The sequence below is a fragment of the Rhodococcus sp. BS-15 genome (assembly GCF_000813105.1).
Taxonomy (GTDB): domain Bacteria; phylum Actinomycetota; class Actinomycetes; order Mycobacteriales; family Mycobacteriaceae; genus Rhodococcoides.
The window spans coordinates 17,749-38,367 of sequence record NZ_BAOX01000017.1 but is presented as its reverse complement, the minus strand read 5'-3'; the positions used below and the strand labels follow the sequence as shown (position 1 = coordinate 38,367).

Sequence of the window (20,619 nt, the reverse complement as noted above, 5' to 3'; positions counted from 1 at the left end):
GCTGGGGCTGGCCGACGCAGGGTGGACGACGCAGTTGCTGTGCGAGATCGATCCCGGAGCCGGGTCCGTCCTTCGAGCGCGGATGCCCGAGACACCCCTGCACACCGACGTCACCACTCTCCGGAGCCTGCCCGCCGACACCGAATTGGTCGCGGCCGGCTTCCCGTGTCAGGACCTCTCCCAGGCCGGACGCACCGCTGGCATCACCGGTGCCCGTTCCGGTTTGGTGGACGAGGTGTTTCGGCTGGTCTCGCGTCGACGCGGTCCGCGGTGGTTGCTGATGGAGAACGTGCCGTTCATGCTGCAGCTCGGCCGCGGGGCCGCCATGCGACACATCACCGATGCGCTCGAGGACCTCGGGTACATGTGGGCCTACCGCGTCGTCGACGCCCGGGCGTTCGGTTTGCCGCAGCGTCGCCAGCGCGTGGTGATGCTGGCCTCGCGCACCGACGATCCGCGGGAGGTGCTGTTCTCGCAGGATGCAGGACCGCTGCCCGACGGCGATCCCACCACCCAGCCGTGCGGCTTCTACTGGACCGAGGGCATTCGCGGCCTGGGCTGGGCGGTCAATGCGGTCCCGACGCTCAAGGGCGGATCGTCGCTGGGCATCGCCAGTCCCCCGGCGGTTCGGTTGCCGTCAGGGAGATCGTCACTCCCGGCATCATCGGTGCCGAGCGTCTGCAGGGCTTCGATCCGGAGTGGACGCTGCCCGCCGTCCAGCAGCCCGGCGTCCGCAGCGGACATCGCTGGAAGCTCGTCGGCAATGCCGTCAGTGTGCGGATGGCGTCATGGGCGGCGAGCGCCCTCGACGACCCGAAGCCGCACGACGCCTCCAATGATCTGGCTCTGCTCCCTGGTCAGGCCTGGCCGACTGCAGCGTGGGGACGCGATCGGACGACATTCAAGGTGACGGTATCGACCATGCCGGTGCACGAGCCTTACGAAGACCTGATCGATTTCCTGGACGACGCAAAGCTGCTCTCCGCGAGAGCCACCGCCGGGTTCCTCAAGCGGGCACGAACCGGCAACCTCCGTTTCGTCGACGGCTTTCTCGACGACCTCGACGCCCATCTCGAGCGCATGGCGGGTACGCCGAGCGGGTTCCGGTGTGAGCGCAGACCGGCCCGCCACCGACGCCAAGACCAGTGCGCGACTGAGCAAGCAGAAACGCCGCGACACCAAACCCGAGGTGGCGCTGCGGCAGGCGCTGCACCGTCGAGGTCTGCGCTATTTCGTCGATCGCGCTCCGCTGAAGGACATAAGGCGTCGAGCAGATCTGGTCTTTCCCAAGCGCAAGGTCGCGGTCTACGTCGACGGCTGCTTCTGGCACAGCTGCCCGGTGCACGCGACCAAGCCCCGCAACAACGCCCAGTGGTGGGCCGACAAATTGGCGGCCAACGTCGCCCGTGATCGCGACACCGACGAGAAGCTGCTCGCGGAGGGCTGGCGTGTGGTGCGGATCTGGGAACACGAGGATCCCGCCGTGGCGGCCGACCGCGTCGAGAACGAACTCACGACAGAATGAAACCTCAGACGGTCCCCGCGCGTCCAACCCCATGATCGGTTGATTCGAGTTCGGGGGAAACGGTGCGTAGAAGTTGGTTGCTCGTGGCGCTGGCGCTGGCGATGTCGGTATCGACGAGCGGATGCGCGGTGGTCTTGCTCGGCAATGCGTTCCCCGCAAGCAGTTCGTCGCCACAGAACAGATACGGGTTCGAGATGTCCGACGCAGACCGGTACCTCGCGGACTCGGCGGCGTTCGTACGCAGCCTCGACCCCTGCGGTTTTCTCACCGAGGACGACCTCGCGCCCTTGGGCGCAGTGGTGCAGCTGCGGCCCGACGGCGAATTGAGCACGTGCTCGGCCAGCCTGAAGCCCGCGAAATCGAGCGCCACCGACTCCGTCTCCATCGATCTGAACGGGTATCAGCCGACGCCGGACGATCCTCGCTTCGAGCAGACTACGATCGGTGGCGAACAGGTGTTCCTCGAAGACTCCTCGCGAGGGTCGTGCCGCATCAGCTTTCCGCTTCGCGACGAGTTCGACGGTGCCACCCCGGGGGCCATGGACGGCTTCCTCACCGAATCCGGTCGTAGCTTTGCCACGATCGACGTCTACCGCGCCGACGCGGACGCGTGTCCTGCGGCGACAACCGTCGCCGAAACCGCACTCGGCCTGCTGAACGACCCACCTTTGCGGGCCGATTCCAAGTACAGCCTCCCGCTGGCCATGAAAGATCCGTGTGCCGTCCTCGAACACTTGCCCGCAACGTGGACGGTGGGCCGGTGGAACCCTCCCGCCGCTCCGTACCGTTGCCACTTCACGGCATCCTCGTCGACGTTCGAAGACAACCTGATGATGCTCGACGTCACGCTCACCTACGTCGATGCCGATCTGCGTTCGACGGACAGCGAGACCGTCCGGCAGGGCAACTACACCGTCGACACACGCGCCCTGGACTCGTCGTGCTTCGCGGACATCGTGTTGGGCAACCCCGTGCTCGGCATGCCCGAGACGGACGACTCTGCCGCGCGCTATGCCCGCACGGTTCCCACACTGTCCGTGCTGGCCGACGATTGCGAGTCCGCGACAGCGCTGGCTGTGGCAGCCGCCGATGTCCTGACTGGATAGCCTTGGTCGGTGCGTTCGAGAACTGAAGGCGTGGATATCCGACGCGTCGTAGCGGCGATCTGCTTGATCCTCGCCGGACTGCTGTACTCCGCCTGGGTGGCCGAATTCTTCCTCGACACCGGTCTCGACCCGACCACATCGTTCCTCAGCGAACTCGACGCCCGCGATCAGCCGTACCGCGAATTCTTCTCCACCGCAGACGTCGTCACGGGTTCGCTGATGATCCTCGCGGCGATTCTCGGCTTCCTGGCAACCCCGCGTCGACGGCTTGTCGTCACCGGCTGGGTGGCGTCGGGCATCTTCGGTATCGCGACCATCGCCGACGCGAAACTCCCCCTCGAGTGTGTAGCGGCCAACGATCCGAGTTGCCCGATCGATCCGAGCGGATTGTTTCCCCAACTTCACCATTTACACGCTCTGACCAGTACCGTCGCGGTGTTCGCGATCTTCACCGTCATGATCGCGTTCACGGTGGCCGCGTTCCGCTACCGGCTCTACCCGCTGCTTCGCACGCTCGGCCTGGCTGTTCTGATCGTCACGACGCTGGCCACCGCGTGGCTGCTGATCGCCGACAATCTGCCCGGTGAGTACGGCCTCGGCATCGCGCAACGGATTCAAGTGGGCGGCATGTCGGCGTATCTGGTGGTGCTGGGGTGTGCGCTTAGACTCGGAACATGTCTTTCACCTCGACCGAACTCAACGGTTCCAAGGTAGAGCAGTACCAGCAGCTCACCGAGCAGGCCCGCGGACTGGTGTTCGAGGAATCGAACTTCGTCGCCAACGCCGCCAACCTGTCTGCGCTGGTGTATCACGCTCTGCCCGAGGTCAATTGGGTCGGCTTCTACCTGTTCGACGGCACCGAACTGGTGGTCGGGCCGTTTCAGGGTCAGCCCGCCTGCGTGCGCATCGCCCTGAGCAAGGGTGTCTGCGGCGCGGCGGCGACCACCCGTGAGACGCAACGCGTCGCCGACGTTCATGCTTTCCCGGGCCACATCGCGTGTGACGCCAACACTCGCTCCGAGGTTGTCGTACCGCTGTACCAGGGCGAGACCCTGATCGGTGTATTCGATCTGGACAGCCCTGTACCGGACCGCTTCGACGCCGACGATCAGGCGGGCCTCGAAGCGATCGCGGAGGTCTTTCTCAATTCGCTGAGCTAGCTGCTGCCTCGAAGAACCAGGCCATGACCAGCGCACCGGGGTCGACGACGCCGCGTGCGGCCTCACCGACGTAGCTGGCGCGGCCGCGGTTGGCAGTGATGTCCTTCGTCGATTCGGCTCCGGATTTCGCCGCGTCGGCAGCGTCCTGCAGGGTGCCGCCGTCCTTCTCGAGCGCGTCGACGGCCGGGGCGATAGCGTCGACCATCGTCTTGTCGCCCACCCGGGCGCCACCGAGTTCGGTGATGCTGTCGAGTCCTGCCCTGGCGGCCTGTCCGATAGCCGCGAGATCCGGCTCGGTTTCGAGCATCGTCCGGTAGAACTGGCGGAACCAGATGCCGAACAGCGCTCCGGACGTACCGCCTGCGTGGCCGAGGTAGGCCTCGCTCACCCCCTCGAATACCGTTGCTGCCGAGTAGCTTTCCTTCACAGCGTCCAGATCGAGCTGTTCGAGGGCGGCCACCATGTTGGTTCCGAAATCGCCGTCGCCTGCCTTGCGGTCCAGCTCGGTCAGGGCCGGTTCCTCGTCGAGTACCCGCTGCGCCCACGACCCGATCCACTCCGAGACGAACGCCGATCGGTCGCCGGTGTCGGACGGCGTGAAGGTCGGTCCGAATGCGCCGCGTTCGGCCACCGGTTTCGCGCCACGGCTCGATGCGTTGGGCCAGCCGGGTGCGTCGGTGGGTGCATCCCAGAGTTCGAGCATCTCGTCGTCTGCGCGGACCAGGGTGATCGAGGCTCCGCCCATGTTCAGCGCTGTGACGAAGCTCCCGACCAGCGAGCGGGAAATCTCGATCCCTTTGCCGTGGAGGTATTCCGAGAGTTCGCCGAACAGTAGATGCAGTTCCAGCGGATGCGTTGCCCCGAGCCCGTTGACGATCGCGATCACCGTTTCGCCCGACTTCAATCCGAGCGAATCCACGATGGGCTCGGTCAGCTTCTCCACGATTTCCTGAGCGGGCAGCTGGGATACGCGGTCGGTGCCGCGTTCTCCGTGGATACCGATGCCGAGTTCGATCTCTTCCTTGGGCAATTCGAAGGACGGTTCGTCCGCTCCCGGCAACGTAGGCGGGTTCAGCGCGACCGCCATGCTGCGTGCGTTCTCCGCGGTTCGACGCCCCAGCGCGACCACCGCCTGCAGGCTGTCGCCGCGTTCCGCTGCTGCGCCGCACACCTTTTCGACGACGATGGTTGCTGCGGTGCCGCGTCGACCTGGACCGTCCTCGCTCTCACTGGCCACGTCGTCGTCGACGAGAACGACGTCGGCCGCAATACCGTCTTCCTGCAACAGCTCTCGAGCGATCATGAAGTTCATCACGTCGCCGGTGTAGTTCTTCACGATGTGCAGCACTCCGCCGCCGGAGTCCACGGCCTTCGATGCCTCGTGCACCTGGAGCGCGTTGGGTGAGGTGAAGATCAGACCCGGGCACGCGCCGGTGAGCATGCCGCGTCCGATGAAGCCGGCGTGCAGCGGCTCGTGGCCCGATCCCCCACCGGACAGCAGGGCGACCTGACCGTCGGAGATGCGGTAGCGGCGGGTCAGAAATCCGGGATCGGCATGCCACGTGACGTCGTCGGTGGCGGCGACGAAACCGCGGAGGGCGTCGGCGACGAATGTTCGAGGGGAATTGGAGAACATGGCTCCACCCTAACCACCTGCGCCGCGTCCCTTCATCGGTTCTGCAGGACCGATACAGTCGGGGTATGAGTACCGAGACCTGGACGCTCGACGCATCGCACGGCGGACAGTTGGCTGTCCGGACGGATGTCACCGGAAAGGCATCCAAGATGGGGCATCGCCTCACGATTGCGGTGACCTCCTGGACCGCCACCGTCGAGTGGTCCGGGGACGCACCCACCGCGGTCACCCTGGACGCGAGGTGGGATCGATCGATGTGATCGACGGCGAGGGTGGACTGACGCCCTTGATCGGACCGGAGAAGATAGTAGCGAAAGCCAACGCGCTCAAGAGCTTCGACGCCGGCCGATACCCGTCGATCACATTCCGATCGACCGACATCACCGCCGTCGACACCGGATTTCGACTGACCGGCATGGCGGAGATCCACGGCGTTTCGAGGGAGGTCACCGTGGATGTGAACGTCACCGACCTCGGAGATCGGTGGCATCTCGTTTCGGAAACTGCTGTGCGTCAATCGGATTACAAGATCACCCCGTATTCGCAGATGTTCGGAGCCATGAAGGTGGTCGACGAGGTCACCGTGACGTTCGACGCCGAGTATCGCAAGCCCTGAGTCTTTCCAATTCGACTGTCATGGTGGACACTACGGCGATGAGTCGAAATCGATGGATGTTCGGATCCTGCTTATCGGCCCTGACGCTGGCCGTAGCGTTGACCGCGGGCTGCAGCAGTCCAGCGACCTCGCCTGCCGATGGACCTCCGGGGGTGAACGTCAACGGCGTCGGAGAAGTGCAAGGTGCGCCAGACATGCTGACGACCCAGATCGGCGTTCAGGCCACGGCCGAGGACGTCACCGCCGCCATCGAACAGGCGAATGCGGCCGTGAGTGACGTCACGGACGCGGTTGTCGCGGCCGGTGTCGCCCGCGAGGACATCCAGACTCAGCAGGTGTCGATCGATCCGCAGTACTCCGGCGCACTGCCGGGCGGCACCTCTGCGATTTCCGGTTATCAGGCCACCAACACCCTGCAGGTGACGGTTCGCGACCTGTCGAGGGCGTCCGCAGTGCTGGGAGACGCCACGTCGGCCGGCGGAAACGCGACCCGCATCTCCGGGGTCTCCTTCAAGATCGACGACGATTCCGAGCTGATCGCCGATGCCCGGTCCAGGGCATTCGCCGACGCCCGCAACCGCGCCGAGCAGTACGCGTCACTCGCAGGCGGAGAACTCGGGGACGTTCTGTCGATCACGGAGTCGATCACCGGCCAGGAGCAGCCGAGGTCGTTCGGCGAGTCCGCCACTTCGTTCGACACGGCAGTGCCCATCGAGCCGGGACAACAGACCGTCAGCGTGAGCGTGTCAGTGAAGTGGGCGTTGAATTAGCGGAGTGAGAGTGCAACGGATGCTCCACTTCGGTGTTGCAGACCGGGGATTCCCCAGCTCACGCCCCGGAGTGGAGCAAAAGTTGCAGGTCGACTACCCGAGCGCGGGGGGTGGCAGGCGGTAGTTCACCGGTGTCGCCGAGAAGTCCAGTGGGTTTCTGACTCCGTCGGCAACGGATTCCGGCACCTGAACCCGCGGCTCCAGCCCGAGTGACTCCGCGAACGCGAAGGCCTCCTCGATCGAGTTGACCGGTCCCGCGGGAACGTTGCGGGCCATCAGATCTCGGTACCACTCGTCGGCAGTCCGAGCGCGCAATGCCGAGGTCAACGCGTCGACCAGGTGATCTCGATGTTCGACGCGAGCTGTGTTGGTGGAGAAGCGATCGTCCTCGGCCAGTGCAGGGAATCCGAGCACCTCGACCAGGGCAGCGAATTGCCGATCGTTTCCCACGGCCAGTGCGAGCGGTCGATCTGCGGTCTCGAACACCTCGTACGGTACGAGCGAGGGGTGCTTGTTGCCCATCGGGACGGGCACGACGCCGGCCCCGAGATAGGCCGCCGACTGGTTGCTCAACGCCGAGAGCACCGATGCCATCAGTGAGGTGTGTACCTGCTGGCCCGCACCGGTGTTCGATCGATGATGCAGTGCCGCAAGGATTCCACTGAGCGCGTGCAGTCCGGTGACGATGTCGACCATCGCCACTCCCACCTTGGTGGGCGTCTCGGCGTCGGACCCGGTGACGCTCATAAGCCCGCCGACCGCTTGAACCACCAGGTCGTATCCCGCAGCGCCGCTCCGCCGCCGGTGCCGAATCCGGTGATCGAACAGTAGATCAGACCGGGATTACGCTGCGAGAGCATCGAATACCCCAGGCCGAGGCGGTCCATCGCACCGGCTCGGAAGTTCTCGATCACAATATCTGCGCCCGAGATGATCTCGCGCACCTCGGCTGCCCCGCTCTCGGATTGCAGGTCGATGAATCGAGACGTCTTGTTCCGGTTGACGGAGTTGAAATACGTTGCCGTTCCGGCGGAGTCGTGTGGCGGTCCCCACGATCGGGTGTCGTCGCCGGTTCCTGGCCTTTCGATCTTGATGACCTCGGCCCCCATGTCGCCGAGCATCATCGTCGCGTACGGGCCCGCGAGTACGCGAGAGAAATCCGCGACGACGAGTCCTGCGAGTGGACCGGTGGCATGCGTCATCGGTCCACTGTATTGCGCGACAGGCTGCGGATCAGGTCAGGTCCGGAACGAACGCTCCCAGGACGGCAACCATCGTCTCCACGATCTGTTCGATGGGTGGGCGAGGAGGAGCGGTACGGGACCAGTCGGAGACGATTTCGGTGAGCGCCCCGAGGAATGCCGTTGCAGCCGAACGGTATCCACCCGGGGGAACGAAATCGGGACCGACTTCCGAACGAAGGGTGTTCTCGAAGAACTCCACCCATTGTGCACGACGGCGCGCCCGGTGCTGTTCGACGCCGTCGCTGACACCCAACATCTCCAGATAGGAGATTCGCGCTCGGCGTGGATCGTTTCCGATCGATCCCACCAGGGCCGTCATGGCGGCAACGACCAGGGTGCGACGATCTCGGTCGACCTGATCGTCGAGGGCGGCCACGACAGCGGCCAGCGCATCGTCTTGGATCAGGTCGTAGACGTCCACGAGCAGCGCCTCGCGGTTGGCGAACTCACTGTAGAACTGGCTGCGTGCCAGACCGGCAGCAGCGCAGATATCCGACACCGAGGTGGCTGCGTAGCCGCGTACCCCGAGGACCTCGATTCCGGCCTGCAAGAACCGTGCACGACGATCGGCTTTCCGAGCAGAGGAGGATTGTCCGGCGTAGATGCGGCCCTGATCATCGGCGACAGTCACCGAGGGAGTCTACAGGCGACAGACCGTTCCCAGCTCCGTCGACGATCGGTTCCATCACCCCCCGATCGGCTTACCGAACAGTCCGGCGATTATCTCGCTACCGCATCGACGAAGAGTGGGTGTGCACTCGTGTCGAGCGCCATCGAACCGACATCGTTCGTTCGGCAACCCGGTTCCACCGGAATACCGGCAAAGCGATCGCGCATCCACAACACCGCGCTCGGAAAGGCGATCAACTCCAGGGTGATGTGCTCACTGAAATGGTCGCGGGTGTACGTGACATCGGCACCCGGACGGCTGCAATACGAATCGACCATCGCGTTGACCGGTCCGACCGGCACCAGCCAATCCAGGTTGGAATGGTAGACGTAGAGCGGCATGTTCGGAGTGGTGCCGCCGAGCTGCATCGCAGACAGGGCCTTCTTCACCACAGGATGTTGAATCGGGTCGCCTTCGGTGTGCAGGAAACCCTTGAGGTTGACGAACGGCAGCAGCGCTGACGAGTAGCCGACACAGAGATTGTCCTTGGCCGCGAACAGCGCCCTACCGAACGGGTCGATGTGTTCGTCGATGAAGCCGGCCAACTCGGGATCCTCTCGACTGGCGCCGATGATTCCTGCGGCGACGATGCCCGAGCCCAGGGTGTTGTTCGCATTGTCGACCAATGCCCCGAGTTCGGCCGGGGTTCCGCCCTCGGTGACTCCGACGATGTCGAGTTCGGGAGCATAACTTCCGGCCAGTTCGGCTGCATGTCCGGTGGCGATCGCGCCGCCGGAGTAACCGCTCATCCCCACCTTGGTGGCCTGACCGGCCAACTGCATCGGCGCGAAGTTCTCGGCCGCTCGGATGCCGTCGAGTGTGATCCGACCGGCGACCGGCCCTGCGGCGAACGAGTTGTTCGGGCCTTGATGATCGGGTACCGACACCGCCCATCCTTGGGCCAACGCTGCCTGCACCTCGAGGAATTGAGCACCCGACGTCACCGCGCCGGTCACCGGCCAGGGAATCGCGCCAGCACGCATCGCATACGAGGGCGCGCAGTACGCAGCGAGAGAATCCTCGGCCAGCTGGATGGAGATCAGCGGCCGCGGTGCCGCGGGCACGCCGCGGGGCTTGATGACCGTGGTCACCGCAGCTATCGGCTCGTCGCGTCCGTTGTTGGATCGGAACGACAACTGCCACGCGTCGACCTGGGTGGGAATCACGTTGAGGGTGGCCAGCTCGACGGGCCGTGCAGCGATGATCTGGCCTGGCGCGGCCGCGGCCACCACGTCGGCGGGCGGAAGGTAGAAGCCGGTGTCGAACTCAGGAATCTTGGGCCAGGTGAACGGTGCCAGCGGTGGCTGAATTTCCACCTCGGGCGAATCAGGTGCAGCAGCAGCGGGCGTCGTCATAGCGGCGAAAGCCGCTGCGGCGGTCATCACGCTGATTGCTGTACGCAGCGTCCAAGATCGGGCAGAAGACACGGGTGCACTCCTTCGCGCCGGAGGACGGGATCCACAGGAGGCGCGCCCGGCGATGGTTCGTACAGCGCATCCATCCATCTTGGACACCGATGTCCGAGATGGTGTTCAGAACTGTAGAGCGAAGTGGCGTGGTTAACAATCCCCGAATCGAAGAAGATTCAGAAGTGAACTGATCCCAACTGGAACCGATCACGCCCGCCTTCCTGCGACGTCACGCGACCGCGATGGACCTCTTCGCCAAGCCGAATTGAAAGCCGGTGATGGCAGTGGTCACCGGAGCTTCGGGATTTTCGGCGGCACCGAGGGTGACGAACAGTGGCGTGAAATGTTCGACGGTGGGGTGGGCGTACGGCATTCCCGGTGCGACGCTGCGGTAGTCCGCCAGAGTCGCGACGTCACCGCGCGACAATGCGTCGGCGGCCCAGAGATCGAAGTCCTCCGACCAGGTCGGCACGGTGTTGGTGACGAAGTTCTCCCGCGAGAGGAACGGCAGTCCGTGCGTCATGAATCCGGAACCGATCACCAGCACTCCCTCGGCTCGAAGCTCCTTCAGCGCAGCGCCGATCGCCATCAGCCGATCGGGGGCATGCGTGGGCAGGCTCAACTGCAGAACGGGAACATCGGCGTAGGGGTACATGACCTTCAGCGGCACCCAGGCACCGTGATCGAGGCCGCGAGAAGTGTGCCGATGCAGGTTTTCCGAGGCCGGGATTGCTGCGGCCACGCGTGCGGCCAATATCTCGGCGTCGGGCGTCCGATACTCCATTGAGTAGTAACGCTGGGCGAATCCACCGAAGTCGTAGACCAGCGGAGTTGCGGCCGCCGATGCGGACAGGCTCAGCGGGGCCTCTTCCCAGTGCGCGCTGACGATGAGGATCGCCTTCGGCTTGGGCATCGACTGCGACCAGGTGAAGAGTTCGTTCATCCAGAGTGCGTCGTCGAAGACCGGGGGTGCGCCGTGGCTGATGTACAGCGCGGGCATCGGACCGTCGTTCGGGGTCCACATCTGCTGCGACCGACTGGTCGGTGCGGTATCGGCGAGAAATGCGTCGAACGCTGCACCCGCGACCGGCGGGTTGATCACAGATGTCATGGCGGGTCCTTCTGAGTACTTAGGTTGAACCTTCAAGTTAGCACCGATTGGGCATTCTGGCCAGCATCGCTACGCTCGGCTGTATGCCGGACGCCGTCTATCGCGCTCCCATGCCGGACGGCGTCGAGCGTGCCCTCACCCTCGGTCTCTGCGGAATGTCGGCCGACGACGAACGTTCGATACGACGCGTCGAACGATTCGAGCAGGTTCAGGACGGATCCTGGATCTGGACCCGGACCGAAAGCGGCGACTATTTTCTCGGCCGAATTTCCGGCCCACTGCGTGAGGACCACAGTGCCGACGCGGTGGCGTCGAGCATGATCTTCGTACGTGACTGCGAGTGGACCGGCGAGCCGGTTCCCGAGCACGAGGTACCCGCCGCGACGCTGCGTACATTCGCGCGTGGCGGGCGAAACTTTCAGCGGACACACGACCCGCAGGTCGCCGCGGAGTCGGCTAGCGTGTGGCGAGCGCGAGGTCGCTGACCTGGGGATCGACCTGTACGACGGCGTAGCCCTGAATCTCGAACTTGTTCTCGCCCTCGGGTGGTCCGAGCACGGCGCGAACGATCAGCGTCGCGGCGGCAGCGACGAGTGCGATCACGATGACCACCGCTGCCACGATCAGCAGGGTCCGCGGGCCACCGAACAGGTTCTTCGAGCTCATGGGTCCATCATGGCCCACCCCGAATGGGACCGCGCCGCGTGGTGTGGACTTCGATCCGGATATCGATCGGATGACTCGTGACTAGAGTTGCCCCTGATGCTCGCCCGTGCCCCGACGAGTCGAACAGCAGCGAACGGGAGGATGCGTGGCCTACTACCGGCAGCTCGGATCGATTCCGCCGAAGCGGCACACTCAGCACCGAACTCCAGACGGCAACCTCTACTACGAGGAGCTGATGGGCGAAGAGGGTTTTTCCTCGGACTCGTCGCTGCTGTACCACCGCCACATACCGTCGGCCATCGTCGACGCCACGGTCTGGGAACTCCCCGATCAATCGACCACTCCCAATCACCCGCTCAAGCCCCGGCACCTGAAATTGCACGACCTGTTTCCGGACTCCGTCGTCGCCGACACCGATGTCGTCACCGGCCGACGCCTCGTCCTCGGCAACGCCGATGTTCGGCTCTCATATGTGGTCGCCTCGAAAGACTCTCCGCTGTATCGCAATTCGATCGGTGACGAGATGGTCTACATCGAATCCGGTTCTGCCACCGTCGAAACGGTGTTCGGCGCTCTCCAGGCGCAGCAGGGCGACTACGTGCTCATTCCGCGCGCGACAACGCACCGTTGGATTCCCGACGGCACCCTGCGCGCGTACGCCATCGAAGCCAACGGTCACATCGCGCCGCCGAAGCGCTTCCTGTCGAAGTTCGGCCAGTTGCTCGAGAACTCTCCCTACTGCGAGCGCGATCTACACGGCCCGTCCGAGCCCCTGCTCGCCGACGGAACCGACGTGGAAGTGCTTGTCAAACACCGTGGTTCGACGGGCATCGTCGGAACCCGATACGTCTACCCGCAGCACCCGTTCGACGTGGTGGGGTGGGACGGCTGCCTGTATCCGTACACGTTCAACATCTCCGACTACGAGCCGATCACCGGTCGGGTGCATCAACCACCGCCTGCGCACCAGGCCTTCGAAGGGGCCAACTTCGTGATCTGCAATTTCGTTCCGCGCAAGGTCGACTACCACCCTATGGCAATTCCGGTGCCGTACTACCACTCCAACGTCGACTCCGACGAGATCATGTTCTACGTCGGCGGCGACTACGAAGCACGCAAAGGCTCTGGCATCGGGCAGGGTTCGATCTCGGTACATCCGGGCGGTCACGCTCACGGACCGCAACCGGGAGCGTACGAACGCAGCATCGGTGCCGAGTTCTTCGACGAACTGGCCGTCATGGTCGATACCTTCCGCCCCCTCGAACTCGGCGAAGGTGCGCTCGCATGTGAGGACACCGGCTATGCGTGGACCTGGGCCGGCCGGGGACCGAACCGATGATCCCTCCGTTCTTTCGTCGACTCTGCGACGACTCCGCCGTTTTCCCTCCCGGCAACGCGCCGCTCGATGTTGCTGTGCGCCAACACCTCGACTACCGGGCCGGTGCCTTCGCAGACCTGGTGGGACCGCTGGTCGTTCCCATGGATCGGGTAACCGAGCTGGACCTGGGTGCTCGGATGGACGTGGCGTTGACCGCACCTGCAGGCCCCGGCAGCGTGGAGGCAGGCCTACGCGCCGCCGACCGCACCGCAGGCGTGACGGTTGTATCCATCGAAGTCGCCGTCCCCAACGGCACGAACATCGATGCCTTGCGCACCATCACTCAGGACATCGACATCTACGTCGAGATCCCGCGAGATACCCGACGAGACGACATCTTCGACGCAGTCGACGAGTTCGGGTATCGCGCCGAATTCAGGACCGGCGGCGTCACGGCCGACCAGTATCCAGACGAACGGGAACTCGCTGCGTCCATCTTCGAGGCGGCACGGCGCGAGATCCACTTCAAAGCCACTGGGGGCTTGCACCAAGCGGCCCGTAATACCGATCCCGACAACGGATTCGAGCAACACGGCTTTCTCAACGTGATACTTGCCGCCGAAGCCGCGCACAGCGGCGCTAGGGTCGGCGAGCTCGAAAAGATACTGTCGATCCGGGACGAAGAGGTCCTGGCCGGCATTGTGGCCGGTGTCGAAGGTGAACGCGCATTCGCGTCGTTCGGCACATCCAGCATCCGCGAACCTCTGGACGATCTCGTCCGCCTGGGTCTCATCCCACCCCAGTGACGAAGGAGCGCCGTCCATGACGCACATCGACATCCCCGCCGATTCCGAGTTCGGAATCGACAACCTGCCGTACGGCATTTTCAGCACTCCTGGCACGGACGCACGTGTGGGAGTTCGCTACGGCGACAATGTGATCGATCTTTCTGTCGCTTCCAACGATTCAGATTTCGCCTCGACCAGCCTCAATGCCTTCATGGCGCGCGGCCGCAGTCGGTGGGTGGAGGTCCGCGAGTCCGTCACCGACATGCTCATCAGTGGCAGGACCCCCGCGGAGGCGATCGTCTCCGTTTCCGATGTCACGATGCACCTGCCGTTCGAGGTGGCCGATTACGTGGACTTCTACGCCTCCGAGCACCACGCAGCCAACCTCGGCCGACTCTTTCGTCCCGATGCCGAACCGCTGCTACCGAATTGGAAGCATCTGCCCGTTGCGTATCACGGTCGGGCCGGCACAGTCGTCGTCTCCGGTACCGACGTCAGGCGACCGTGCGGTCAACGCAAGGCACCCGACGAGGCGGTGCCCACCTTCGGTCCGAGTCGGCGACTGGATATCGAAGCGGAGATGGGCTTCGTCGTCGGCGTTCCGTCCGACGGTCCGATATCACCGAATGAGTTCTCCGAGCACGTGTTCGGTGCCGTCATCGTCAACGACTGGTCGGCTCGCGACATCCAGGCCTGGGAGTACGTCCCGCTGGGCCCGAACCTCGGCAAGAGTTTCGCTACGTCCATCTCACCGTGGGTGGTACCCCTGCTCGCGCTCGAACACGCGAGGGTCTCGACGCCGGTTCAGGACCCCGAGCCGCTCGAATACCTCCGCGAATCTCGTTCGTGGGCTCTCGATATCGACCTGACGGTCTCGTGGAACGGTCACGTCGTCTCCCACCCGCCGTACAGTGCGATGTACTGGTCCCCAGCTCAGATGCTGGCCCACGAGACCGTCAACGGCGCAACGAGCCGAACCGGTGATCTGTTCGCCTCGGGCACCATTTCCGGGCCGGAGAAGAACCAGCGCGGCGCGTTCATCGAATTGACCTGGTGCGGAGCAGAACCCGTGCAACTCGGCGCGGAGACCCGAACCTTCCTCGAGGACGGCGATGACGTCATCATCGCTGCGAGTGCTCCAGGGGCGAACGGGTCGCGCATCGGCTTCGGTGACGTCCGTGGCCTTATCGCGCCGGCCTGACGAGAGTCGAGTTCGTACCACAGATTCTGAAGTAGCGGTAGGTCCCAGCGGTGGAGTTCTTTTTCGCCAGCCGTGGCCCGCGGGTGGATGCCCACGATTATCGCGCCCAGGAGACTTGCTTCGACAGCAAAGTAGTCGAACGCCGCAAGAAACCCAGGAGTGCAGTGAACGTCATGGTCCGAAACATGTTGAGCCGACGAACCTTGTTGGTGGGGTTGGCGTCTGCGCCGATTGCGATGTCGGCGGGATGCGCTGTGAAGCAGTCGACTCCGGGGTCCGCCTCTTCCGGGGTCGAGGCCGCGACTTCGAATGGCGGCCGCCGGCCGCTGCCGGTGCCGCCATTGGCGAACTCGACCGTCGATGCCGCCGGTGTCCGCCACTTCACGCTCACCGCTCAGGCCGGCCACACCGAGATGGTGCCGGGTGTGCAGACCGCGACATGGGGTTTCAACGGTTCGATCCTGGGGCCGACAATTCGGGCCCGGCGCGGTGAAACGATCGCGTTCACCATCGACAACGCGCTGCCAGAGGACACCACCGTGCACTGGCACGGTGTGCACGTCCCGGCGCGATACGACGGCGGACCCCACCAGACGATCACACCGGGTGGACGCTGGGAGCCGACGTGGACTGTGAACCAGCCGGCGGCAACGCTGTGGTACCACCCCCACCCGCACGGTGTCACCGAGAAACATGCCTACCGGGGATTGGCCGGTATCTTCCTGATCGACGACGACGATACCGATTCTCTCGACCTGCCGAACACCTATGGCGTGGACGATTTCCCATTGATCATCCAGGATCGCCGGTTCACAGCAGACGGTGCTCTCGACGAGTCCGACCCGACCGACGCGGGCCTGCTCGGCGACACGATCATCACGAACGGAATCGCCGCCGCACAGCTGGAGGTGAGCACCGAACTGGTGCGACTACGAATCCTCAACGGGTCAGGAGGACGGATGTACAACCTCGGATTCGCCGACGACCGTGATTTCACGATGATCGCCAGCGACGGTGGACTGCTCACCGAGCCGCTGCCGTTGAGCCGCATCACACTCAGCCCCGGAGAACGAGTCGAGATCGTCGTTGCAGCGGGCGGTGGTTCGCCGATGATGCTGCGCGCGTTCCCATTCGACGATCAACCAGGAATCGACCGCGACACCGCGTCCGAGTACGGACTGACCGATTCCTTCGACGTCCTCGAGCTTCGACCGGTCCCCACACCCGAACGATCCCCGGCGTTGCCGGCCGTACTCGCCGACATCCCCCGGCTCGACCCGGCCACCGCAGTCGACGAGCGTCGCTTCGACCTGCAGTGGTTCATGATCAACGGCGAGCAGATGGACATGAATCGCGTCGACTTCACCTCGGCCGTCGACACCACCGAGGTGTGGACAATCCGCAACGCGGACAACTGGCCGCACAACTTTCACGTGCACGATGTCCAGTTTCAAGTCCTCGACGTGGACGGTGCGAAGCCTGTGCCTGCGCTGGCGGGGTGGAAGGACACGATCTACGTTTCCCCCGGCACCACGATCCGGTTGATATTGCGGTTCACCGAGTACACGGACCCGACGTATTCGTACATGTTCCACTGCCATCTGATGAGGCACGAGGATCAGGGCATGATGGGCCAATTCCTGGTCCTCGGACCGAACCAGACTGCAACCCCGATGCAGATGCCCGCGGACGAACCCATGCAGCACGGCGGTCATTGAGCGCTGCCGCGCCGATACGCCCACACCGCCAGTCGTACTCTGTTGTTGCACTCGGTCTTTGCCATCAAATTCGCCACGTGTGTCTTGACCGTCGAGACCCCCAGATGCAGACAGTCCGCGATCTCCTGGTTTCCCAAGCCCTCGCTGACGAGCCCGAGAACCTCGATCTCCCGCGGGCTCAGCTCCACGTTCTCGGTGCGCTCGACCGCGCGCCCCTCCTCGACTGCCCGGTTCACCAGCCTTCGCAACAGGAATGGGGAGAACGGGAGTTCGCCGTCGACGACGCGACGGATGGCGTCCAACAGTTCGGCCGGTTCGGTGTCCTTGACGAGAAATCCGGCTGCGCCGGCCGCAAGAGCCGGGTAGAGGTGATCGTCGTCGTCGAAAGTGGTGAGCACCAGCACCTTCGGTGCAGAGTCGGAACCCAGGATGTGTCTGGTGGCCTCGATTCCGTCGAGGCCCGGCATCCGTAGGTCCATCAGGATGACATCCGGTGACATCTCGGCGGCCAGACGAATCGCCTCCGCGCCGTTGGCACCTTCGCCGACGACATCGATGTCCTCGGTCGATTCACAGAGCATCCGCAGCCCGGCCCGGACCAGGCGCTGGTCGTCGACGATGAGTAGGCGGATCATCGTGTACGTTCCGCATCGGACGTGGTGAGCGTGGCACGGACGGACCAGCTCCCGTCCTCGGCACCGACCTCGAGCTTGCCTCCGGCGAGCGCGACGCGCTCTGCCATTCCGGTCAATCCGTGCCCGGCAGGGTCGACGGCCCCGGCTGGGTCGTCGAGACGGCTGACTACGGACGCGATCACGCCGTCGTGCTCGCGGACGACCGAGACAGTCACTGGTTGGGCAGGATCCGCGTGCTTCATAACATTGGTCAACGACTCCTGAACGACCCGGAGCAGGGTGAGCCTTCCGATCGTGTCCAGCTCGCCGAGGTCGGTATCCACCTCGGCATGCACGGTGATCCCCGTGGCCCGGGTGCGCTCGATGGCTGCAGCGATCTCGGTCGAGACCGAATCTGCCTCCACCGACGCCACCTCTCCGGGCGAGGGATCCCGAAGCGCTACGAGAAGTCTGCGGATGTCGTCCAGAGCGCCCGAAGCAGTGTCGTGGACGTCGTCGAGCACACTTCGAACGCGCGGGTCGGCCTCCGCCACGACATGCTGCGCGACACCGATCCGCAACACGATGGACGCCATGTGATGGGCCACCAGATCGTGCAGCTCTCGGGCCAGTGCGGCGCGCTCGGCCAAGCGGGCCCGCGCCGAATCCTCCAGCCTTCGCATGTCGGCGTCGGCGGCTCGCGCCCGATATGTGGCGGCCAAGCGGCGCTGGGCCCGCAAATACAGCCCGAACAACAACGGCAGACCGACAACGGCGAGAGTCTCGACCGCGGTGGCGGGACGCCAGAAGGTCGAGGACTCGCCGGCGGCAATCCCCCACAGAACCGCGACCGTCCAACACACACCGGCCACGATCACCGGCGCGGATCGTGTCGATCGCATAGCCACCTCGGCCAGACCGGCCGCACCGAGATAAGGAACCAGCTCCGACAGCCCCCACGCGTCAGCGAGGAACATGGGCACCGCCAGCGCCGACAGCGCGAGCGAGACCGGTAGCGGCCACCGGCCGCCCAACAGAAAGACGGCCGCAGCGGCCAGCGCCGCTGACCAGTACCAGAGCGGCACTTGGTACTGGCCAGGAAAATTGCTGGCCAGCAGCAGTAACGGCACCAAGGCCAACGGCACCCAGCGCACCCACGACAAGAGGCTGCGGCGCGGGGACATCTCGATCACCCCTTCGGTCCGCGAGGACGAGCCCAATTCAATGTTGTCCATGCCGGATCAACCCCTTGGACGCTGCCGATGCCACGGCAGAGGTTCGTGAATCCACGCCCAACTTCGTGTAAATATGGGCCAGATGGGACTTGACGGTCGCCTGGCTCAGGAACAGCCGTCGACTGATCTGCACGTTCGAGTGTCCGTCTGCCACCAACTGCAACACTTCGATCTCACGCAACGTCAGTGTGCTGCCGGGTGTCCGCATCCGGTCCATCAGTCGCGATGCGACGGCAGGCGCGAGCGCCGACCCTCCCGCTGCTGCAGTGCGCACCGCTGCGCAAAGATCATCAGGCGGTGCGTCTTTGAGTAGGTAGCCCACGGCGCCCGCTTCGATGGCGGCGAGAATGTCGCGTCGGTGTCGTAGGTCGTCAGTACCAGTACGTGCGGTGCGCCGGGAGAGGCGGCAATGGCGGCAATAGCGTCGACACCGTGCATACCGGGACCGAACTGCAGGTCCATGAGAACCACGTCGATCTCGAGTTCGGCGGAGAGTTCGATCGCCTGCTCGGCCGTCGTCGCCTCGGCGATGATCACGAAGTCCGGCTCGGTCTCGAGTACCGCGCGCAACCCTGCGCGAACTATCGGATGGTCGTCGGCCATCAGGAGACGGATCATGTTCGCACCTCCAAGGGCACAGTGACGGCGACGGCGGTGCCCAGGCCCGGTCTCGATTCCACCACGAGGGTGCCCTGCAGTGAGCGAGCACGTGACTTCATTCCCGGTAGCCCGAAACCGCGATCCCCATGGCTGATGGTGTCGGGATCGAAGCCGACACCGTCGTCGACGACATCGAGAGCCACCTCGGTGTCCATGAAGCTCAGGGTGACCGCCACCCGGGTGGCATCAGCATGCTGTGTGGCATTCGCCAGAGCAGACTGAGCGATGCGCAGCAGCGCAACCTCGTGTGCTGTCTGGAGGGGTACCGGAACACCCGACAGCTGCCAATCGACCGGTAGCCCTGCAGCTGCAGAGGTGCTGGCGCACAATCGTTCCAACGCCGAGGGCAGTGAACCGTTCTCCAGATCCGGCGGGCTCAGCGCACGAACGAAGCGTCGCGCCTCCTCGAGATTGATCGACGCCGTCTCACGGGCGTGTACAACATGTGTGTTCGCCTCCTCCGCACGCTCGGGGAGTAGACGTTCCGCCGCGCGGAGCAACAAATGGATACTCGACAGCCCCTGAGCCAGCGTGTCATGGATTTCACGGGCCAACCGTTCACGTTCGCCGAGAACCCCGGCTTCGCGCTCCGCCGCTGCCAGCTCTCCGCGAGCGGCGGTCAGCTCCTCGATGAGCGCGCGCCGCTGTTCGCTCTCGCGGTAGAGCGCTTGGTAGCCGAGAACAACGGCGATGGCGACCGCGGCACCGAGCGACGGGCCCACCACGCTCCGACCGCGAAACCTCCTCGATGCCAGCAGAATCCAGCGATCGCCGTGAGCGTGGTCCAAACAACCGCGGTCAGGCCCCACGTCGTCGGCAGCAGATGGAGCTGGAGAAAGAACAACGGGAACGCGAGGTACATGGCCTCGGGACTCACCACGAGCAATGCCGTCCACACCATCCCGACCAGAAGTATCCATCCCGCGGCGGTCGCACCCGAGCGACGCACTTTCGGCCAGGCTGCGCCCACCGTGTGCACCGCGCCCAGGACCACGGCGAGAACGATGACCGCAGTCAGGTGCGGTACGCGCTCCTGGACCGCACGCACAACCGACAGCGTCAGCAGCGCCCCCAGCAGCAGATGCAGGCACCCGCGCAGGATGCGCATGACAGGTGTGAGCGACGACGGATCCATAACGACGTCCAGGTTAGGCGGTTCGTATCCGACCGGC

At 64.6% G+C, this 20,619-nt stretch carries 20 protein-coding genes and 4 pseudogenes; 13 read left to right on the top strand and 11 right to left on the bottom strand.

The window, feature by feature from the left end:
• Window position 1: 1 nt before the first annotated feature.
• The 5 genes and pseudogenes from RHBS_RS04230 to RHBS_RS04210 form a co-directional block, all read left to right on the top strand.
• Window positions 2-1,095 (top strand): annotated as a pseudogene (locus RHBS_RS04230) (DNA cytosine methyltransferase); the annotation flags it as partial.
• 13 nt (window positions 1,096-1,108) lie between these two features.
• Window positions 1,109-1,525 (top strand): very short patch repair endonuclease, encoded by a 417-nt coding sequence (locus RHBS_RS04225; protein WP_128644899.1) that lies wholly within the window; start codon window positions 1,109-1,111, stop codon window positions 1,523-1,525.
• Window positions 1,526-1,587: 62 nt separating this feature from the next.
• A complete protein-coding gene (locus tag RHBS_RS04220) occupies window positions 1,588-2,631 on the top strand; it encodes a hypothetical protein (protein ID WP_128644898.1) in 1,044 nt (347 codons plus the stop codon).
• A 30-nt stretch (window positions 2,632-2,661) separates the two neighbouring features.
• A complete protein-coding gene (locus tag RHBS_RS04215; RefSeq protein ID WP_128644905.1) occupies window positions 2,662-3,345 on the top strand; it encodes a DUF998 domain-containing protein in 684 nt (227 codons plus the stop codon).
• Window positions 3,306-3,791, top strand: coding sequence for a GAF domain-containing protein (locus tag RHBS_RS04210; RefSeq protein WP_128644897.1), 486 nt, complete (start codon window positions 3,306-3,308; stop codon window positions 3,789-3,791). Before RHBS_RS04215 ends, RHBS_RS04210 begins: the two co-directional genes overlap by 40 nt.
• Here the strand turns inward: RHBS_RS04210 and dhaL are convergent.
• Window positions 3,775-5,427 (bottom strand): dihydroxyacetone kinase subunit DhaL, encoded by a 1,653-nt coding sequence (gene dhaL / locus RHBS_RS04205; protein WP_128644896.1) that lies wholly within the window; start codon window positions 5,425-5,427, stop codon window positions 3,775-3,777. The genes RHBS_RS04210 and dhaL overlap by 17 nt on opposite strands.
• 65 nt (window positions 5,428-5,492) lie before the next feature.
• Between dhaL and RHBS_RS31730 the strand changes: the two genes are divergently transcribed.
• The 3 genes from RHBS_RS31730 to RHBS_RS04195 are packed head-to-tail and all read left to right on the top strand — an operon-like array spanning window position 5,493 to window position 6,813.
• Window positions 5,493-5,687, top strand: coding sequence for a hypothetical protein (locus RHBS_RS31730; protein WP_306303508.1), 195 nt, complete (start codon window positions 5,493-5,495; stop codon window positions 5,685-5,687).
• Window positions 5,669-6,043, top strand: a complete 375-nt coding sequence (locus RHBS_RS04200; protein ID WP_306303507.1) for a YceI family protein — start codon at window positions 5,669-5,671, stop codon at window positions 6,041-6,043. Before RHBS_RS31730 ends, RHBS_RS04200 begins: the two co-directional genes overlap by 19 nt.
• Before the next feature lie 38 nt (window positions 6,044-6,081).
• Complete coding sequence (locus tag RHBS_RS04195) at window positions 6,082-6,813, top strand: SIMPL domain-containing protein (RefSeq protein WP_187298358.1); 732 nt, start codon at window positions 6,082-6,084, stop codon at window positions 6,811-6,813.
• 93 nt (window positions 6,814-6,906) lie between these two features.
• Here the strand turns inward: RHBS_RS04195 and RHBS_RS04190 are convergent.
• The 4 genes and pseudogenes from RHBS_RS04190 to RHBS_RS04175 form a co-directional block, all read right to left on the bottom strand.
• Window positions 6,907-8,015, bottom strand: a pseudogene (locus RHBS_RS04190) (CaiB/BaiF CoA transferase family protein).
• Between the two features lie 31 nt (window positions 8,016-8,046).
• Window positions 8,047-8,688 (bottom strand): TetR/AcrR family transcriptional regulator, encoded by a 642-nt coding sequence (locus RHBS_RS04185; RefSeq protein ID WP_128644894.1) that lies wholly within the window; start codon window positions 8,686-8,688, stop codon window positions 8,047-8,049.
• Window positions 8,689-8,742: 54 nt separating this feature from the next.
• Window positions 8,743-10,109: pseudogene (locus RHBS_RS04180) on the bottom strand (lipase family protein).
• 256 nt (window positions 10,110-10,365) lie between these two features.
• A complete protein-coding gene (locus tag RHBS_RS04175) occupies window positions 10,366-11,247 on the bottom strand; it encodes a dioxygenase (protein WP_128644893.1) in 882 nt (293 codons plus the stop codon).
• Window positions 11,248-11,330: 83 nt separating this feature from the next.
• Between RHBS_RS04175 and RHBS_RS04170 the strand changes: the two genes are divergently transcribed.
• Window positions 11,331-11,732, top strand: coding sequence for a GAF domain-containing protein (locus RHBS_RS04170; protein ID WP_128644892.1), 402 nt, complete (start codon window positions 11,331-11,333; stop codon window positions 11,730-11,732).
• Here the strand turns inward: RHBS_RS04170 and RHBS_RS04165 are convergent.
• The gene (locus RHBS_RS04165) at window positions 11,704-11,913 is read right to left on the bottom strand and encodes a hypothetical protein (RefSeq protein ID WP_128644891.1); all 210 of its coding nucleotides are present in this window, start codon (window positions 11,911-11,913) and stop codon (window positions 11,704-11,706) included. The genes RHBS_RS04170 and RHBS_RS04165 overlap by 29 nt on opposite strands.
• A gap of 145 nt (window positions 11,914-12,058) precedes the next feature.
• Here RHBS_RS04165 and RHBS_RS04160 point away from each other — a divergent pair, with 145 nt between their 5' ends.
• The 4 genes from RHBS_RS04160 (at window position 12,059) to RHBS_RS04145 (ending at window position 16,938) form a co-directional block, all read left to right on the top strand.
• Complete coding sequence (locus tag RHBS_RS04160; protein ID WP_128644890.1) at window positions 12,059-13,252, top strand: homogentisate 1,2-dioxygenase; 1,194 nt, start codon at window positions 12,059-12,061, stop codon at window positions 13,250-13,252.
• Window positions 13,249-14,037: a hypothetical protein gene (locus RHBS_RS04155; protein WP_187298357.1), complete on the top strand. Its 789-nt coding sequence runs from the start codon at window positions 13,249-13,251 to the stop codon at window positions 14,035-14,037. The genes RHBS_RS04160 and RHBS_RS04155 overlap by 4 nt, the downstream gene beginning before the upstream one ends.
• A 16-nt stretch (window positions 14,038-14,053) precedes the next feature.
• Window positions 14,054-15,220 carry a fumarylacetoacetase gene (fahA, locus tag RHBS_RS04150; RefSeq protein WP_128644889.1) on the top strand — a complete coding sequence of 389 codons (1,167 nt, stop codon included), beginning with the start codon at window positions 14,054-14,056 and terminating at the stop codon, window positions 15,218-15,220.
• A 185-nt stretch (window positions 15,221-15,405) separates the two neighbouring features.
• Window positions 15,406-16,938: a multicopper oxidase family protein gene (locus RHBS_RS04145; protein ID WP_128644903.1), complete on the top strand. Its 1,533-nt coding sequence runs from the start codon at window positions 15,406-15,408 to the stop codon at window positions 16,936-16,938.
• Here RHBS_RS04145 and RHBS_RS04140 read toward each other — a convergent pair.
• From RHBS_RS04140 to RHBS_RS30205, 5 genes and pseudogenes are all read right to left on the bottom strand, one after another.
• Window positions 16,932-17,573: a response regulator transcription factor gene (locus RHBS_RS04140; RefSeq protein WP_128644888.1), complete on the bottom strand. Its 642-nt coding sequence runs from the start codon at window positions 17,571-17,573 to the stop codon at window positions 16,932-16,934. The genes RHBS_RS04145 and RHBS_RS04140 overlap by 7 nt on opposite strands.
• On the bottom strand, window positions 17,570-18,787 hold the full coding sequence (locus RHBS_RS04135; protein WP_237668997.1) for a sensor histidine kinase: 1,218 nt from the start codon (window positions 18,785-18,787) through the stop codon (window positions 17,570-17,572). The genes RHBS_RS04140 and RHBS_RS04135 overlap by 4 nt, the downstream gene beginning before the upstream one ends.
• A pseudogene (locus RHBS_RS04130) lies at window positions 18,774-19,405 on the bottom strand (response regulator). The gene RHBS_RS04135 and the pseudogene RHBS_RS04130 overlap by 14 nt, the downstream one beginning before the upstream one ends.
• Window positions 19,402-20,172, bottom strand: a complete 771-nt coding sequence (locus tag RHBS_RS04125; protein ID WP_237668996.1) for a sensor histidine kinase — start codon at window positions 20,170-20,172, stop codon at window positions 19,402-19,404. The pseudogene RHBS_RS04130 and the gene RHBS_RS04125 overlap by 4 nt, the downstream one beginning before the upstream one ends.
• The gene (locus RHBS_RS30205; protein ID WP_237668995.1) at window positions 20,067-20,582 is read right to left on the bottom strand and encodes a hypothetical protein; all 516 of its coding nucleotides are present in this window, start codon (window positions 20,580-20,582) and stop codon (window positions 20,067-20,069) included. The genes RHBS_RS04125 and RHBS_RS30205 overlap by 106 nt, the downstream gene beginning before the upstream one ends.
• Window positions 20,583-20,619: the final 37 nt, after the last annotated feature.